The organism is Frigoribacterium sp. MCBA15_019, from assembly GCF_001864945.1.
GTDB lineage: Bacteria > Actinomycetota > Actinomycetes > Actinomycetales > Microbacteriaceae > Frigoribacterium.
Window position 1 is genome coordinate 47,261 of sequence record NZ_MJGS01000006.1, and the last position, 14,959, is coordinate 62,219.

The window sequence follows — 14,959 nt, forward strand, 5'->3', positions numbered from 1 at the left end:
CTGGCGCGGTGACCATCTCGCGGTGCTGTGGGGTGCAGCGTGGTGCGGCGGCACGCGTGACCGAGCATCCCGCCACGAAGTAAACATCCCGCCACGCAATCGTGTGGCGGGATGTTTACTTCGTGGCGGCGTGCCCTCCCCGAGCAAGGCGGCCCGGTGGACGGGGGTTCAGCGGGCGGGGGCTCAGCGCTGCAGCGACGCGGTGGCGCCGACGCGGCCGCGGGCTGCCCGCACGGCGATCGTGACGACCAGCACGACGACGGCGGCGACGATCGCGGCCACACCGGCGACGACGTTCTCGGGTTCGCCGGTCAGGCGGCCGACGGCGATCCAGGCGAGTCCCCACGACAGCGACAGGGCCGGAGCGATGCGGCCGCGGCCGGCGAAGGCCAGCACGACGCCGACGAGAGCGGCCACGCCGAGGACCACCGACGACCAGAACCCGGCCGCGAAACCGAAGCCGTCGAAGCCCGCGTCGACCAGGCCGGCGGCGATGTTGGCCACGGTCGCGACGCTGACCCACCCGAGGTAGAGGCCGAGCGTGCCGTCGGTGACGATCGCGTCGACCCATCCGCTCGACGCGGTGTGGAACAGGATGACGAAGATGCGTGCGAGCACGAGCAGCAGCGCGACGATCACGGCGGCACCGAGCCACACGCTGCCGAGCTGCACGGCGGCGAACAGCCAGGCCGCGTTGAGCAGCAGCGAGGCCGCGACCCAGTAACCCAGGCGGCGGTGCCGGGTGACGGCGCGCTGACCAGGGAGGGCCTGGTAGATCGCGTAGGCGACGAGGCCGAGGTAGATGACGCTCCAGATGCTGAAGGCCGTGGTCGCGGGAGCGACGGTGGTGGCGGTCGCACTGAGGGCGCCGCCCGCCGCGTCGGAGACCGAGACGCCGCCGAAGGCGCCCGAACCGTAGGCGGCCAGCACGATCGCGAGCACGGCAGTGACGACCACGACGATCTGGCGGACGACGTCGCGCGACGTCGCGGGGTCGGCAGGGGCTCGGGTGCTCGTGTCGGTGGTCATGCCGTGGACGCTAGTCGCGCCCGCCCGCCGATCTCTTAGTTGCTAAGAGGATTGCCAGGGAAGGCGGTCCGCACACCCGAGGAGGCGCGGTGCCGGCGGGCGGTCAGCCCACCTGGACGGGCGGCCCCGCGATCAGCAGCACCACGAAGACGACGACCACCGCGACGACCAGCAGCACGAGGGCGAGGACGAGGTGCCCGAGCATCCAGCGCAACAGGCGGTCGAGCGGACGTCGGTCGCGCGGGTCGTCGGTCGCCGTGCGGCGCCAGGCACCGGCGAGGAGGCCGCGGCGGTCGATCCAGCGCTCGACGGGCAGGGAGGCGAACGGCACCACGGCGCTGGCGAGGGCGGCCAGGGTCACGCCGCCCGACCAGCGCTGGTTCACCGCGACGACGACCCCTGCCACGAGGTAGGCGAGGAACACGAAGCCGTGGATCGGCCCGGCCACGCTGACCGGCCAGTCGCCCACCCCCACCCCGTACTTCAGGACCATGCCCGCAATCAGCAGCGACCAGGTCACCACCTCGGCGACGGCGAACGAACGGAAGAGGGTGCGAGGCGACACGAGCTGCTCCTGGTGAGGGGCCGACGGGGACCCACCCATGCTCGCAGCCCCCGCCTGGGCACCGCCCCTGCCCCTGCCCGGGCTCGGGCTCGGGCTCGGGCTCCTGCTCGCGCTCGGGCTCGGGCTCGGGCTCGGGCTCGGGCTCGGGCTCGGGCTCGGGCTCGGCGAGACGTCACGACGGCCCCGGGGGCGGACGGGTGCGAGCGTGCAGGAGGCGCGGGGCGAGGCGACCACGCAACGTGCGTACCCCTCTGGCTGGGTGCCGACCCGCGCCTCCTCGGTTGGATGGGGTGCATGACGACACTCGCGATCATCGGAGCAGGCAAGGGGCTCGGCGCTGCCGTGGCCCGACGATTCGGCGCGGAGGGCTTCAGCGTCGCACTCATCTCACGGCACCAGGGCCGGCTCGACGCCCTCGCGGCCGAGCTCGAGGCCGACGGCGTCACCGCGCAGGGCTTCACCGCCGACGTGCGCGACCCGGCGAGCATCGCGGCTGCGCTCGAGCAGGCCACCGAGCAGCTCGGGCCGATCCAGGTGATGCAGTACAGCCCGCTGCCGCAGAAGGACTTCATGCGCCCGGTGCTCGAGACCATGCCCGCCGACCTGGTCGGTCCGGTCGAGTTCTCGATCTACGGGCCGGTCGCGGCGGTGCACCAGGTGCTGCCCGGCATGCGGTTCCTGCCCGACGGTGGCGGCACCATCCTCTTCGTCAACGGCGGCTCGGCCGTCACGCCCGGGGCGAAGGTCACCGGCACGTCCATCGCCTTCGCGGGGTTGACCGCCTACGCGCAGCTGCTCCACGACGAGCTCGCCGGCGAGGGCATCCACGTCGGTCAGCTGATCATCCCCGGCGGCATCGAGCCCGAGAGCAGCGACAAGAGCCCGGAGGCGCTGGCCGAGCTGCTCTGGCAGCAGCACGTCACTCGCGGCGACTTCCGCACCACGGCGCCCGAGAAGGGCACGCCCGCCTGACGTCGAGAGCGCGGGCGGAGGGCTGATCCCTCCGCCGGCCGGCCATGAACCCCGTTTCGAACGATGCACCCGTTTTCTTCTGGGTTCATCGTTCGGAACGGGGTTCTTCGCTGATCCGGTTCGTACCGGATCGGCACGGCTCGGGCCCGGGTCAGCACGGCGCGGACCCGGGTCAGCACAGCGCGGGTGCGGGCCCGGGCCCGGGCCCGGGCCCGGGCCCGGAATCGTAGCGGGCAGGCTCAGACGCCGCCGAAGCGCTCGGTGCGGACGCGGGTCGGCGCGTGCCCGAGCTCGACCAGCCACCCGGCGACGACCGCCACGAACGAGTTGGCCCCGCAGACGTAGACCAGCGGGTGCTCGGAGGCGGGCAGCACGAGACGCTTGAGCTCGTCGCGGGTGAGTCGGCCTGCCTGCCTGCCGTGCCCCTCGGGAGCGGTGCGACTGAAGACCCAGTCGACGACGAGGGGCACCCGAGGCCCGGTCGCGTCGTGATCCGAGGAGGCGCGTGCGGCCTCGTCGAGCTCCGCCACGTACCACCGTGAACCCGGGTCGCGCACCGAGGCGAGCAGCCGCATCGGGGGTGCGTCCCGGCCTCGTGCCCGCACCATCGCCATCAGGGGTGCGACGCCCGACCCCCCGCCGATCAACTGCACGGGGGCCGACGTCGGCGGGGTGGCCCCCTCGGGCTCGGGCAGCACCGCGTGCACGGCCGACTCGGGTTCGAACTCGGTCGGCGGCCAGACGAACCACCCGCCGATCGGGCCGCGCACCTCGATCGGGTCGCCGGGTTCGGCCGCGTCGACCAGGTAGGGCGAGACCTCGCCGTCGTCGAGGCGCTCGACGGTGACCTCGATCTGCGGGACCGGACCCGCGCCTCCTGCGCCTCGCGCGCCGTCGGAGGCCCGGACGTCGCTCAGCGAGTACGACCGCACGGCCGTGTAACCGTCGTCGGCGGTCAGGCGCAGGTCGACGTGCTGGCCGGCTCGCGCGGGACGGAGGCCGGGCACCGCGAGGGTCAGGGAGCGGGCTCGCGGCGTCTGCGCGACCGACGAGATGATCGTGGCGGGCAGCCAGTCGTACGGGTCACCCACGGGGTCGGTCCCGCCAGCCCCACCGGCCCCGGCCCCGGCCCCGGCGACGGGCTCGCTCACGCGTACCGTTCTTCCTTCCACGGGTCGCCGTGCGGGTGGTAGCCCATGCTCTCCCAGAAGCCGCGGCGGTCGGTGGCCATGGTCTGGATGCCCTGCAACCACTTCGCGCTCTTCCAGAAGTAGAGCCCGGGCACGAAGAGGCGCGCGGGCCCGCCGTGCTCGGCGTGCAACGGCTGCCCCTCGTAGGTGTCGACCACCCAGGCCTTGCCCCCCAGCAGCTCGTCGAGCGGCAGGTTGGTCGTGTACCCGCCGTGGCTGGTCGCCATCGCGAACTCGTGCGTCGTCTCGAGGCCGTCGAAGAGCGTGTCGAGCGAGACGCCCCGCCAGTGCGTGCCGAGCTTCGACCAGCTCGTGACGCAGTGGATGTCGGTCTCGATCGCCTCGTGCGGAAGTGCCTGGAAGTCGGCCCAGCTCAGCGAGCGCTGCCCGGTCTCGGTCGCGACCTGGAGCTCCCACCGCTTGATGTTCGGCGTGGGGCCGGCCGAGAGGACCGGGAACCCGCTCTCGAGGTACTGCCCCGGGGGCAGTCGCGGGTCGGCCGCGCGCCGCCTGCCGAAGCCGGTGAATCCTGCCATGGTGCGCCTCCTCGGGGTGGAGCGGGGTCGTTCGCGGGCGCGTCCCGCGCCCGTCAGCCTACGCACGACCCCCGACGTCGCAGGGCCCCGAGGCTGCGTCCGCGCTGGGAGAACGTTGACCCCGGCATGGGTGGAGGTCGTACGGTGGATGCAGGTCAATTCGAAAGGACCCCACATGGCTGAGTACACCCTGCCCGATCTGCCCTACGACTACTCCGCTCTGGCGCCGCACATCAGCGCGAAGATCATGGAGCTGCACCACTCGAAGCACCACAACACGTACGTCACCGGCGCGAACACGGCCAACGCCGCCCTCGCCGAGGCCCGCTCGACGGGTGACCTGGCGAACGTCAACAAGCTCGAGAAGGACCTCGCCTTCAACCTCGGCGGCCACGTCAACCACTCGATCTTCTGGACGAACCTCACCCCCGAGACCAGCGAGCCCACCGGCGACCTGCTCGAGGCCATCGGCCGCGACTTCGGCGACCTCGAGAAGTTCAAGGCCCACTTCACCGCCACCGCGCTCGGCGTGCAGGGCTCGGGTTGGTCGGTGCTCGCCTACGACGTGCTCGGCCAGCGCCTCAGCGTCTTCCAGCTCTTCGACCAGCAGGGCAACGTGCCGTTCGGCCTCGTCCCCCTGCTGATGCTCGACGTCTGGGAGCACGCCTACTACCTCGACTACCAGAACGTGCGCGCCGACTACGTCAAGGCCTTCTGGAACATCGTCAACTGGAGCAACGTCGAGGCCCGCCTCGCCGCCGCGACGACCAAGACCGACGGTCTGATCACGCTCTAGTCGCTCCACCTGCACCACGCCGACGGCGCGTCCCCACCCGGGGGCGCGCCGTCGCCGCGTCCCCTCGGCCCGCGACGACTCGTCCCCTCCGCCGGCCCGTTCGTCCTGAAGGATGAAAACCCGCAGGAGGCGCGCGCGGCCCGACGACGACGCCTTACGGTCGTCGACATGGACACCATCCCCGACGACCTGCGCACCTGGGTGCCGCGCCTCGCGGCCCCCGTATCCGCCGCGGTCTTCGTGATGCTCTGGACGATCGCCGAGGCCGGCCGGGGCGATCTCGTCGAGAACGTCGTCGTGTTCGGCCTGTTCGGCATCGCCATCGGCCTCTCGGTCTGGATGCCGTGGACCTCCGTCGGGGTGCTGACGGTCGTGCCGGCCCTGCAGCTGGCCGGCTGGGTCGAGGCGCCAGGGGCGACGACGTGGCCGACGTACCTCGCCATCGCGTTCGTGGCGTTCTTCGCGGCCTTCGCCCGGTCGGTCGCCGTGCGGTTGGTCGCACTGGCCGCCGCCGGCCTCGCCTCGGGGCTGGCCGCGATCGCCATGGCCGTGCCCACCCTCGCGCGGCCGTACGTCTGGTCGTCGTGGGTGGGCGGCGGCCAGGGCACGAAGACCGACGTCATCACCCTGGCGGCCTCGCTCTTCGGTGCCGCGGCCGCGGCCTGGGCGGTCGGCATCTTCCTGTCGAGCGTGCTGCGCGTGCGCCGCATCGGGCAGGTGCTCGAGCTGACCGAGACGCGCTTCCACGAGACGGACTTCGAGCTGCGCCTCGCCCACGACCGAGCCCGCATCTCGCGGGACGTGCACGACGCCCTCGCCCACTCGCTCGCGGTGGTCGTGTCGCAGGCGCAGGGCGCCCTCGCCCTGTCGGCGACCCGTCCCGAGGTCGTCGAGCAGGCGCTGCGCACGATCGCCGACGTCGGCCGCACCTCGCTGGTCGACGTGCGACACCTGGTCGAGCGCATCCAGCAGGACGCCGACGACGCGACGCCCCGGGAGACCATCGTCGACCTCGACCGGCTGGCGACGACGATGCGCGACGTGGGCATGACCGTGACCCTGCGTCATCTCGGCGACTCCGCCGAGCTGTTGCCCTCGCAAGAGCTCGCAGTCTTCCGCATCGTGCAGGAGTGCCTGACCAACGCCCTCAAGCACTCGGGCTCGTCGAGCACCGTCGACGTCGCGCTCGACTGGCGTGGTCCCGGTCTCGCCCTGCTCGTGACGTCGTCGGGCGACGACCCGCTGGTCGCCGCCCGCCGCGGCACGGGCCGGGGCACCGGCATCGCCAGCATGACCGAACGGGCCCGGCTCGCCGGTGGCTGGCTGACGGCCGAGCTCGGCGACGACGGCGTCTTCGTCGTCACCGCCTTCCTGCCGACACCCGAACCGATCGGACTCCTGCAGTCCTGGACGGAGCAACCCGCATGACCGACGTGACGACCGTGACGACGGGCACCGCGCCTCCTGCCCTCGTGAGGGTGGTCGTCGTCGACGACCAGCCGTTGTTCGCCTCGGGGCTGCAGATGCTGATCGAGGCGCAGTCCGACCTGATCTGCGTGGGCACGGCCGTCGACGGGGCCGCCGGCGTGGCCCTGGTCGAGCGTGAGCGGCCCGACGTCGTGCTGATGGACCTGCGCATGCCCGTGATGAACGGCCTCGAGGCCACCACGCGCATCGTCGCGGCGGCGAACACCGACCCCGACTCGACCCCGCGCGTCGTGGCCCTGACCACGATCCAGCGCGACGAGGCCGTGTTCAGCGCCTTGAAGGCCGGGGCCTACGCGTTCCTGACGAAGGACGCGACGCCCGACGAGGTGTTGACCACGATCCGCGCCGCCGCGGCCGGCGAGCCCGTGCCGACCACGGCCGCCGCGCTCGACGTCGTGCACGCGTTCGCCGTACCGACGCCGTCGCCGAAACGGCGGAGCGAGCCGCTCGAGGTGCTCTCACCTCGCGAGCGCGAGATCTTCCTGCTCGTGGCGAGGGGCCTGAGCAACGCCGAGATCGCCGAGAGCGCGTGGCTGAGCGAGGCGACGGTCAAGAGCCACGTCCGGGCGGTGCTGCAGAAGCTCGGCATGCGCAACCGCGTGCAGATCGTCGTCTTCGCCTACGAGAACGACCTGGTGGGCCCGGCGCGTGACGACGAGGGGGGAACGCGATGACCGACGAGAAGAGCGTTCCACCCGGCAGCGTTCCGTCCGGCAGCGTTCCGCCTCGACGACGAGCGAAACGGGTGACGCTCGCCGCCGTGGTCGCGGTGGTCGCCGGCGTCGTCGCCTACGGCATCCCCGCGAACGCGGCCTACGCGTTGCCCGACCTGCCGGCGAAGGACATCGACGCGTGGACGATGCCGCTCGACCGGTACGTGCCGGTCGGCGAGACCTCGTCGGCCTACGCCTTGCTCCTCGTGGCCCAGCAGTGCATGGTGGGGGCGGGCTACGACGACTACGTGGTGCCCTGGCGGGACGTGGCGGCGGGCGACCGGGCGGGCGAGCTGTCGACGAACGGTTCGCTCCGCCTGCGGGCCTTCGACCTGGCGACGGCCGAGACCCGGGGCTACCACGCCGCCTCGGTGATCGACGCGGGGGCCGCGGCCTGGTCGGAGTTCTCGGCGCAGCCCTGGACCACCGGCAGATCCGACCGGTTCGACACCTGCGTGCAGCGGGCCCGCAAGACCGTGCCGTCGTTGGACGACTACTACAACCGGACCCAGTCACTCGTACGCCTCAACAACGCGGCGTTCGAGGGGGCTCGCGACGACCCTACGGTGACCGCGACCTGGGACGACTGGCGCGGGTGCATGCAGGACGCCCGGGTCGGCGACGTGGCCTCCGACCCGTCGGGCATGCCGACCCGCGAGATGGCCGACCGGTTCGAGACGCTCGACTCGAGCACGTCGCCGACCGCCGACGAGATCGAGATCGCGACGGCTGACGCCCGCTGCCGCGAGTCCTCCGGCTACCGCGACGCCCTCTACGAGGCCGAGTGGCAGCGCCAGCTCACCGTGCCGCACGACGACGGTGAGCTCTTGGCCCAGATCGACACCGCGGCCCTCGCGGCCGACAACGCCACGATCCGGCAGGTGCTGACCGAACTCACGCCGCCTCGTCCGCCCTCCTGACCGCGGGGCCCCCTCCTTGAGGGGACTGGAAAACCGGTCGTGCAGTATCTAACCTGGGTGCACAGAGGACACGTCGGGGGACGGGGGCACATCCGACGGCCTGATCAGCGGGGGCAACGAGCTGGTCAGGCCTTCGTGCCCGGGGGCCACGACGGTGGGCAGCACGAACGCCCACATGTCGCGCAGCCGGTCGAAGAGGTCGGAGCGGCCGGTCAGGGCCTGCGACACGATGTGCACGCCGGCGTACGACCCGACGACGAACCGGGCGACGCTCTCGACGTCGGTGTCGTCACGGAAGTCCCCGTCGGCGACCGCCCGCTCGACGAGTCCCGAGATCTGGGCCTGCCAGTCGAGGTACGGATGCTCGACCCGGAGGTCGCGGCTCGGCGACTGGGTGGTCAGGCGGATGCCCGCCGTCACGAGCACCTCGGTGGTCAGCTGAGTCGCGAGCGACGCGCACGAGAGCATCAGCGCCTCGGCACCGCTTCCCGCGGTCTCGGACACCTGGTCGGCGTAGGCCCGCGAGAGGGCGTGCTGCTCGGCGATGACCGCGTTCGCGAGGTCGGCCTTCGAGCGGAAGTGGAAGTAGAGCGCACCCTTGGTCACCTTGGCGGTCTCGGCGACGAGGTCGAGCGAGGCGTCGCTGTAGCCGTGCTCGTCGAAGACGACGGCGGCCCCTCGGATGATGGCGGCGCGGGTCGCCTGGGCGCGTTTCTGCTGGGGCATCGGGTGGGTCTCTCCTGCGGGTCGAGACGGTGCCCTGCGAGGCACCGCACGGCCGTCCCCCGTCGACCGCTGCACACGTTACCGGGGCCACCTGCGCCCTCCGACAGCTGCCGGGGTACGCGTGGCGAAGCGTTTCGGGGTACGACCGACCGGTCCGCCTGCCGCCTCGCGTGCGCCGAGACGACACGTCGTGCCGCTCACCGTCATGGGCGAGCGGCACGTCGTGACGTCTCGAGCCGCTCGTGCTGTCGGCGGGCTAGCGTGCGAGCATGACGCTCAGCCTCGTGCCCATGCCCACCTCCCGTCTCGTGCCCTGGATGCGACGCTCGAGCGACGAGTACGAGAAATCCCGCGTGCTCGCCGGCGAGACCCCCGAGCAGGCTGCCGAAGCCGCCCGACGCTCGTTCGGCGAGGCCTTCCCCGACGGGTCGCCGGCCGACGGGCACCTCGTCTACGACGTCATCGACGACGCCCGACCCGGTGAGCCCGTCGGCATCCTCTGGATCGCACCCCGCGTGCCCGGTTCGTCGGACTGGTGGGTCTTCGACGTCGAGATCGACGAGGCCCACCGCGGCGCCGGACTCGGGCGGGCAACGATGCTGCTCGCCGAACAGGCCGCCGCCCGTCACGGCGCCGAGACCCTCGGCCTGAACGTGTTCGGCTACAACGAGGTCGCCCGCCACCTCTACGAGTCGCTCGGCTACGAGACGACCGCCGTGCAGATGAAGAAGCCCGTCACCGCCTGAGGGGCGACCCGGGAGGCGCGGTGCCGGACTCGGGGACGGGCACCGGCTCGGGCGAGGCGACCCGCGCCTCCTCGGGGTCGCCGTCCCCGGCGCGGGCCCTCGGCACGCGGCTGGCGTAGAGCACACCGCCGACCACCGCGACGCCGGCGACGAGCTCGACCAGGTCGGGCACCTCGCCGAACGCCAGCCACGAGGCCAGCACGCCGACCACGGGCACCAGCATCGAGAACGGTGCGACGGTCGCCGAGGGGTAGACCGAGAGCAGGCGCGTCCAGATGCCGTAGCCGACGACCGAGGCGATCAGCACGAGGTAGAGCAGGCAGAGCACCGACGGCAGCGCCTCGAGCGTGAAGACCGTGCCGAGGCTCTCGCCGATGCGGGCCGGCCCCTCGACGACGAACGACAGCGCGAGCATGGGCACCGGCGCGACGATCGACATCCACAGCGTCAGGCGCATCGGGTTCGGCGGCGCGGCCCGTCGGACGGCCACGTTGCCGATCGCCCAGCCGAGCGCGCCGCACAGCGTCAGGACGACGGGCAGCAGCGCCGCGACCTGCGACCGGTGGCCCGCGATGACGACGAGCCCGACCACGGCGATGCCGATGCCGATCGCCTGCCGACGCGTGATGCGTTCACGGAGCCAGAAGCCCGCGATGACCACAGTGAACGGGGCCGAGGCCTGCAGCACGAGCGAGGCGAGACCCGAGGGCATGCCCGCCGCGATCCCGAGGTAGAGGAACGCGAACTGCAGCATGCCGAGCGTCGCCCCCACCAGCAGGAGGCGCGACCACGGGATCGCGGGACGCGGCACCAACAGCACGGTCGGCACCGCCAACAGGGTGAAGCGCAGCGCCACGAGCAGGAACGGCGGGAAGTGTTCGAGGGCGATCGCCGTCACGGGGAAGTTGATGCCCCAGCAGACGGCGACGACGAGGGCGAGGAGGCGGTCGCGGACGGTCACCCGTCCATCGTGGCGTGCCGGACCGTTCAGGACCAGCGCAGATCTCCGCGAGGTCTTTGTAGGCTGCCTTCATGGACCTCGCCCACCTCGACCTGCTGCGAGAACTCGCCGACCGCGGCAGCGTCACCGCCGTCGCGGCCGCGACGCACCGGTCGCCCAGCGCCGTGTCGCAGCAGCTGAAGACGCTCCAGCGTCAGCTCGGGGTCGAGCTCGTCCGTCGCGTCGGCCGGGGCGTCGTGCTGACCGACGAGGGTGACGCGCTGGCCCGGGCCTCGGTCGGGGTCGCGACCGCGGTCGCCGAGGCCGAGGCGGCGTTCGATGCCGTCCGCGGAGGCACGGGCGGCGTGGTGCGGGTGTCGATGTTCGCCTCGGCGGCCGAGTTGTTGCTGCCCGGACTGCTGCACCGCATGAGGTCGCACCCCGGCGTCGAGCTCGACGTGGCCGACCGGGACGTCTCGGAGGACGAGTTCGCACCCCTGACGGCCGACTTCGACGTGGTGCTCGCCCACCGTTCGGACGGCGTGCTGCCGCCGGGCCGGGGGGCGACGACCGTCGTGTCACTGCTGCGCGAACCGCTCGAGGTCGCTCTGCCCCTCGGTCACCGGCTGGCCGACCGCGGACGCGTGGCCGTCGACGACGTCATCCGCGAACCGTGGATCGGCGTCCCCGAGGGCTACCCGATCGACCGTGTGCTGGTGTCGATGGCCCTGCAGTCGGGAGTCGCACCCGAGGTCGTCCACCGCACCGTGCACCTGCCGTTGATCGAGAACCTGGTCGCGGCAGGTCACGGGGTCGCCCTGGTGCCGCGGCACACGTCGGCCTCGCGGGCGCCCGGCCGGTTCCACCTGGCGACACTCGAGAACGTGCGGGCCGGGCGGCACCTCGAGGCCCTGCTGCGACCCGACCGGGCGGCCCGCCCGGCCGTCCGCACCGTGGTCGACGAGATCCGGGCCGAGGCCGCGTCGATCTGACGAACCGATGGGTGAGGCGCGCGAAGTCTCGTCGCCACCTTGTGACACCGAGCTCTCGGACGTACAATTTTCTGTACTCAGGAGGCATCATGAAGACACTCACCTATTCCGAATCCCGTGCGAACTACGCGGCGACGCTCGACTCGGTCACCGACGATCGCGAAGAGGTCGTCATCACCCGTGCCGGCCACGACCCCGTCGTGCTCGTCGCCCTCGACGACTACGAGTCGCTGAAGGAGGCGGCCTACCTGTTGCGCAGCCCGGCGAACGCCCGGCGACTCCTGGGGGCCATCGAGCGCTTGAGCGACGGCGGCGGGAGCGAGCGCGAGCTGCACGGATGAGGATCGTCTTCGACGACGACGCGTGGGACGACTACGTGTACTGGCAGACGCAGGACCGAAAGGTGCATAAGCGCATCAACACCCTGATCCGTGACATCGAACGCAACGGGAACGAGGGCATCGGGAAGCCCGAGGCCCTCAAGCACGGATTCCACGGCTTCTGGTCTCGCCGCATCACCGACGAGCACAGGCTCGTCTACAAGGTCACCGAGACGGACGTCTTGATCGCGCAGTGCCGCTACCACTACTCGGGCTGAACTCGCGTGGTCAGCGGACGCCCTTCGTCGCGAGGAAGGCGACGGGGTCGGTCGCGACGCCGCCCTGGCGCACCTCGAGGTGCAGGTGGCAGCCGGTCGAGCCGCCCGAGGTGCCGACGCCGGCGATGTTCTGGCCGGCCCGGACCTGCTGGCCGACCGAGACGTAGATGCCGTTGCGCTCCATGTGGGCGTACGCGCTGCTGACCCCGCCGCCGTGGTCCACGACGATCAGGTTGCCGTAGCCGCTCGACGACCCGGCGTAGCTGACACGGCCGGCCGAGACCGAGTAGATGGGCGTGCCGCAGGCCGCACCGAAGTCGGCGCCCGCGTGCAGCTTGTACTCGCCCGTAATCGGGTGGATGCGGTAGCCGTAGGCCTGGTACGAGCTGTACGAGCGGATGGCCGCGACCCACCCCGTGCCCGGGTCGGGCACGGTGACGCCCGGGCCCGGGCCGCCCGTACCTGGTGCCACGGGGCCCGTGCCGCCCCCGGCGGCCGGGGCGGGACGCGCCGCCGCGGCTGCCGCGGCCGCGGCGGCCGCCTGGGCCTGGGCGTAGGCCTGCTCGAGCGTCATGCGGTCGTCTTCGAGCAGGGCGACCTGGGCCGCGAGGGTGGCCTTCTCGTCGTCGACGGCGGCGAGGTCGGCCTCGGCCGTCAGGCTGGCGGCGGACGCCTCGTCCAGTGCGGTCTGCGCGTCCGCTGCGAGCCGGTCCCGTTCGGCGAGCGCCATGGCGGCTTGGTCGGCCAACGAGGTCGCGAGGTTGTCGGCGGCCTGGGCCCGCTCGCGGAGACGGCCGACGTTCTCACCGAGCTTGCTCGACAGGCTCAGGCCTTTGAGGACCTCTTGGGCGCCGTCGCCGGCCGCGAGGAGGTCACCAACCATGCCCCCGCTGCCGGGGCGGGCCATCAGGGCAGCGGCCTGGCCGACGACCTGTCGTGCGGAGTCGGCGGTCTCGCGGGCCTCGGCCCGACGCGTCTCGAGCTGCTCGTGCCGCGCGGTCGCCTCGTCGACGGCCGCCTGGGCCTCGCCCAGCACGCGTCCGGCCTCGTCGGCCGAGGTGCGGGCGGCTTCGGCACGGGCCAAGGCGGCGTCGAGCGCCGTCTGCAGGTCGGCCAGCGCCTTTCTCTTGGCGGACTCGTCGTCGCGAGCGGCGAGGACGGCCTGCCAGGTCGGGGCGGCGGCGCTCGCCCGGTCGGGGACGACGAGGACGGCGAGCAGCGCCACCACCAGCGCGAGGACGAGGGTCGACGCCGACGTCCGTCGGTGGAGTGAGCTCGAGGCGGGAACGGGGCGGACGGAGTGGGGCATGGCTCTCTGTCTGTCTGGTGCGCACGACCCGTCCGGTGAGGCCGGGGGTGCGCGGTGCAAGGGCGTCCGCGCTCGGGCCTCGCGGACCACCCAGCCTAGCGAGATGCGCCGGGTCGGAACCAGCGCGGCCACCCGGCACCGCGCCTCCTCGGGGTGACCGACGCCCTGGGGAGGAGACGTCGACGCGGCGGTGATCCCAGCGCCGACCCCGGCGGCGGTCCCGGCGGCGGTCCCGGCGGCGATGCCGGCGCCCCCGAGGTACGGCCGTGTCCCCCTTTCGGCCCCTGTGCGCGAGGGTGCATCCGTGGTCGACTTGTCCCTTCCACCACCGTCGGGGCAGCAGCATCCCCGACTGCGCCGAGAGAGGCGCAGATGGCATCGTCCCGACCGGCCCGGACCACCCTCGGCCTGCTCGCCGCGGCCGCCGTCGTCCTGCTGACCGCGTGCTCGTCGGGTGACACCACCCGCCCGACGCCGACCGACGGGTCGGCGAGCCCGACCCCGACGTCGCAGGCGACCCGGGTGACGCCCGAGACGATCCGCACGGCTCCGTCCGGCACGGTCTTCCACGGCGGCATCGCCCTCGAGCCGAACTCGCTGGCGGTGCGGGCGGAGGCGACGCTCAGCGCCGACGGGGAGACGGACGCCGCCCGGGCCGCGGCCATGATCGCGAAGCGCCCGGTCGCGATGTGGATCGGCGACGGCTACGACGACGCGCAGCTCGTGAAGGTCATCACCGACTACCTCGCCGCCGCCGAGGAGCAGGGTGCGACGCCGGTCTTCGTCACGTACGCGATCCCCGACCGGGACTGCGGCAACTACTCGGCCGGCGGCCTGTCCGTCGAGCGCTACCCCGCCTGGAACGCGACCGTCGCGGCCACCCTCGCCGGGCACCGGGCCGTCGTCATCGTCGAGCCCGATTCGCTCGGCATGCTGAGCCGGTGTCCGCAGCTGGCCGACACGCGCCTCCCGCTCTTGAGGCAGGCCGTCGCCGACTTCGCGGCGGCCGGTGTGCCCGCCTACCTCGACGGCGGCAACTCGCACTGGGTGCAGCCCGAGGTGATGGCCGAACGACTGGAGGCGGCGGGCGTCGACCAGGCACGCGGCTTCTTCACCAACGTCGCCGGCTTCTACCCCGTGGGCGACGAGCAACCGTACGCCGAGGAGGTGGCCGCGATGACGGGCGGCAGCCGCTACGTGATCGACGTGTCGCGCAACGGCCGCGGCTGGAAGGGGACCTGGTGCAACCCGGAGGACGTCGGCCTCGGCCAGGACCCCCGCGTCGTGTCCGACGACGGCCGCCTCGACGCCCTGCTCTGGGTCAAGACGCCGGGAATCAGCGACGGCACCTGCAACGACGGACCCCCGGCCGGCGAGTGGTACCCGTCGTACGCCGAGATGCTCGTCGACCGCCGCCCCGAGTGGGCGCGCAGCTGACC

Annotated in this window: 18 protein-coding genes; 11 read left to right on the forward strand and 7 right to left on the reverse strand. The window is 72.6% G+C overall.

Features of this window, described 5'->3' with window-relative positions; all coding sequences use genetic code 11:
- Positions 1-183: 183 nt before the first annotated feature.
- Together BIV04_RS08785 and BIV04_RS08790 are read right to left on the reverse strand one after the other, a co-directional pair.
- Positions 184-1,029, reverse strand: coding sequence for a TspO/MBR family protein (locus tag BIV04_RS08785; protein WP_071255876.1), 846 nt, complete (start codon positions 1,027-1,029; stop codon positions 184-186).
- A gap of 103 nt (positions 1,030-1,132) precedes the next feature.
- Positions 1,133-1,594: a DUF3817 domain-containing protein gene (locus BIV04_RS08790; RefSeq protein WP_255364225.1), complete on the reverse strand. Its 462-nt coding sequence runs from the start codon at positions 1,592-1,594 to the stop codon at positions 1,133-1,135.
- Between the two features lie 37 nt (positions 1,595-1,631).
- Between BIV04_RS08790 and BIV04_RS08795 the strand changes: the two genes are divergently transcribed.
- The gene (locus BIV04_RS08795) at positions 1,632-1,892 is read left to right on the forward strand and encodes a hypothetical protein (RefSeq protein WP_071255879.1); all 261 of its coding nucleotides are present in this window, start codon (positions 1,632-1,634) and stop codon (positions 1,890-1,892) included.
- Positions 1,889-2,566: an SDR family NAD(P)-dependent oxidoreductase gene (locus BIV04_RS08800; protein ID WP_056044369.1), complete on the forward strand. Its 678-nt coding sequence runs from the start codon at positions 1,889-1,891 to the stop codon at positions 2,564-2,566. The genes BIV04_RS08795 and BIV04_RS08800 overlap by 4 nt, the downstream gene beginning before the upstream one ends.
- A 239-nt stretch (positions 2,567-2,805) precedes the next feature.
- On the opposite strand, the gene BIV04_RS08805 is transcribed toward BIV04_RS08800, so the two are convergent.
- Together BIV04_RS08805 and BIV04_RS08810 are read right to left on the reverse strand one after the other, a co-directional pair.
- Positions 2,806-3,717 (reverse strand): FAD-binding oxidoreductase, encoded by a 912-nt coding sequence (locus tag BIV04_RS08805; protein ID WP_255364226.1) that lies wholly within the window; start codon positions 3,715-3,717, stop codon positions 2,806-2,808.
- Positions 3,714-4,292, reverse strand: coding sequence for a molybdopterin-dependent oxidoreductase (locus BIV04_RS08810; RefSeq protein ID WP_071255881.1), 579 nt, complete (start codon positions 4,290-4,292; stop codon positions 3,714-3,716). Before BIV04_RS08810 ends, BIV04_RS08805 begins: the two co-directional genes overlap by 4 nt.
- A 175-nt stretch (positions 4,293-4,467) precedes the next feature.
- Here BIV04_RS08810 and BIV04_RS08815 point away from each other — a divergent pair, with 175 nt between their 5' ends.
- The 4 genes from BIV04_RS08815 to BIV04_RS08830 all read left to right on the forward strand — a co-directional run bounded on the left by BIV04_RS08815 (position 4,468) and on the right by BIV04_RS08830 (position 8,209).
- Positions 4,468-5,088 (forward strand): superoxide dismutase, encoded by a 621-nt coding sequence (locus BIV04_RS08815; RefSeq protein WP_055976080.1) that lies wholly within the window; start codon positions 4,468-4,470, stop codon positions 5,086-5,088.
- 168 nt (positions 5,089-5,256) lie between these two features.
- Positions 5,257-6,516 (forward strand): sensor histidine kinase, encoded by a 1,260-nt coding sequence (locus BIV04_RS08820; RefSeq protein WP_071255882.1) that lies wholly within the window; start codon positions 5,257-5,259, stop codon positions 6,514-6,516.
- On the forward strand, positions 6,513-7,250 hold the full coding sequence (locus BIV04_RS08825; RefSeq protein ID WP_071255883.1) for a response regulator transcription factor: 738 nt from the start codon (positions 6,513-6,515) through the stop codon (positions 7,248-7,250). The genes BIV04_RS08820 and BIV04_RS08825 overlap by 4 nt, the downstream gene beginning before the upstream one ends.
- On the forward strand, positions 7,247-8,209 hold the full coding sequence (locus BIV04_RS08830) for a hypothetical protein (RefSeq protein ID WP_143048633.1): 963 nt from the start codon (positions 7,247-7,249) through the stop codon (positions 8,207-8,209). Before BIV04_RS08825 ends, BIV04_RS08830 begins: the two co-directional genes overlap by 4 nt.
- 48 nt (positions 8,210-8,257) lie before the next feature.
- Here the strand turns inward: BIV04_RS08830 and BIV04_RS08835 are convergent, their stop codons facing one another.
- Complete coding sequence (locus BIV04_RS08835) at positions 8,258-8,935, reverse strand: ScbR family autoregulator-binding transcription factor (RefSeq protein WP_071255885.1); 678 nt, start codon at positions 8,933-8,935, stop codon at positions 8,258-8,260.
- A 269-nt stretch (positions 8,936-9,204) separates the two neighbouring features.
- Here BIV04_RS08835 and BIV04_RS08840 point away from each other — a divergent pair, with 269 nt between their 5' ends.
- Positions 9,205-9,681 (forward strand): N-acetyltransferase, encoded by a 477-nt coding sequence (locus BIV04_RS08840; protein ID WP_071255887.1) that lies wholly within the window; start codon positions 9,205-9,207, stop codon positions 9,679-9,681.
- Here the strand turns inward: BIV04_RS08840 and BIV04_RS08845 are convergent.
- Positions 9,671-10,642 carry an EamA family transporter gene (locus BIV04_RS08845; protein ID WP_071255889.1) on the reverse strand — a complete coding sequence of 324 codons (972 nt, stop codon included), beginning with the start codon at positions 10,640-10,642 and terminating at the stop codon, positions 9,671-9,673. The genes BIV04_RS08840 and BIV04_RS08845 overlap by 11 nt on opposite strands.
- 71 nt (positions 10,643-10,713) lie before the next feature.
- Here BIV04_RS08845 and BIV04_RS08850 point away from each other — a divergent pair, with 71 nt between their 5' ends.
- The 3 genes from BIV04_RS08850 to BIV04_RS08860 all read left to right on the forward strand — a co-directional run bounded on the left by BIV04_RS08850 (position 10,714) and on the right by BIV04_RS08860 (position 12,211).
- Complete coding sequence (locus BIV04_RS08850) at positions 10,714-11,613, forward strand: LysR family transcriptional regulator (RefSeq protein ID WP_071255890.1); 900 nt, start codon at positions 10,714-10,716, stop codon at positions 11,611-11,613.
- An 89-nt stretch (positions 11,614-11,702) separates the two neighbouring features.
- A complete protein-coding gene (locus BIV04_RS08855; protein ID WP_071255891.1) occupies positions 11,703-11,954 on the forward strand; it encodes a type II toxin-antitoxin system Phd/YefM family antitoxin in 252 nt (83 codons plus the stop codon).
- A complete protein-coding gene (locus BIV04_RS08860) occupies positions 11,951-12,211 on the forward strand; it encodes a Txe/YoeB family addiction module toxin (RefSeq protein ID WP_071255892.1) in 261 nt (86 codons plus the stop codon). Before BIV04_RS08855 ends, BIV04_RS08860 begins: the two co-directional genes overlap by 4 nt.
- Positions 12,212-12,221: 10 nt before the next feature.
- On the opposite strand, the gene BIV04_RS08865 is transcribed toward BIV04_RS08860, so the two are convergent.
- Positions 12,222-13,520, reverse strand: coding sequence for a M23 family metallopeptidase (locus tag BIV04_RS08865; RefSeq protein ID WP_083396306.1), 1,299 nt, complete (start codon positions 13,518-13,520; stop codon positions 12,222-12,224).
- Between the two features lie 372 nt (positions 13,521-13,892).
- Here BIV04_RS08865 and BIV04_RS08870 point away from each other — a divergent pair, with 372 nt between their 5' ends.
- Positions 13,893-14,957: a glycoside hydrolase family 6 protein gene (locus tag BIV04_RS08870; RefSeq protein ID WP_071255893.1), complete on the forward strand. Its 1,065-nt coding sequence runs from the start codon at positions 13,893-13,895 to the stop codon at positions 14,955-14,957.
- Positions 14,958-14,959 lie beyond the last annotated feature (2 nt).

Coding starts and splice junctions, on each gene's coding strand:
- BIV04_RS08785 (WP_071255876.1), bottom strand. CDS start 1,029: ATGACCACCGACACGAGCACCCGAGCCCCTGCCGACCCCGCGACGTCG.
- BIV04_RS08795 (WP_071255879.1), top strand. CDS start 1,632: ATGCTCGCAGCCCCCGCCTGGGCACCGCCCCTGCCCCTGCCCGGGCTC.
- BIV04_RS08800 (WP_056044369.1), top strand. CDS start 1,889: ATGACGACACTCGCGATCATCGGAGCAGGCAAGGGGCTCGGCGCTGCC.
- BIV04_RS08810 (WP_071255881.1), bottom strand. CDS start 4,292: ATGGCAGGATTCACCGGCTTCGGCAGGCGGCGCGCGGCCGACCCGCGA.
- BIV04_RS08815 (WP_055976080.1), top strand. CDS start 4,468: ATGGCTGAGTACACCCTGCCCGATCTGCCCTACGACTACTCCGCTCTG.
- BIV04_RS08820 (WP_071255882.1), top strand. CDS start 5,257: ATGGACACCATCCCCGACGACCTGCGCACCTGGGTGCCGCGCCTCGCG.
- BIV04_RS08825 (WP_071255883.1), top strand. CDS start 6,513: ATGACCGACGTGACGACCGTGACGACGGGCACCGCGCCTCCTGCCCTC.
- BIV04_RS08830 (WP_143048633.1), top strand. CDS start 7,247: ATGACCGACGAGAAGAGCGTTCCACCCGGCAGCGTTCCGTCCGGCAGC.
- BIV04_RS08835 (WP_071255885.1), bottom strand. CDS start 8,935: ATGCCCCAGCAGAAACGCGCCCAGGCGACCCGCGCCGCCATCATCCGA.
- BIV04_RS08840 (WP_071255887.1), top strand. CDS start 9,205: ATGACGCTCAGCCTCGTGCCCATGCCCACCTCCCGTCTCGTGCCCTGG.
- BIV04_RS08850 (WP_071255890.1), top strand. CDS start 10,714: ATGGACCTCGCCCACCTCGACCTGCTGCGAGAACTCGCCGACCGCGGC.
- BIV04_RS08855 (WP_071255891.1), top strand. CDS start 11,703: ATGAAGACACTCACCTATTCCGAATCCCGTGCGAACTACGCGGCGACG.
- BIV04_RS08860 (WP_071255892.1), top strand. CDS start 11,951: ATGAGGATCGTCTTCGACGACGACGCGTGGGACGACTACGTGTACTGG.
- BIV04_RS08865 (WP_083396306.1), bottom strand. CDS start 13,520: ATGCCCCACTCCGTCCGCCCCGTTCCCGCCTCGAGCTCACTCCACCGA.
- BIV04_RS08870 (WP_071255893.1), top strand. CDS start 13,893: ATGGCATCGTCCCGACCGGCCCGGACCACCCTCGGCCTGCTCGCCGCG.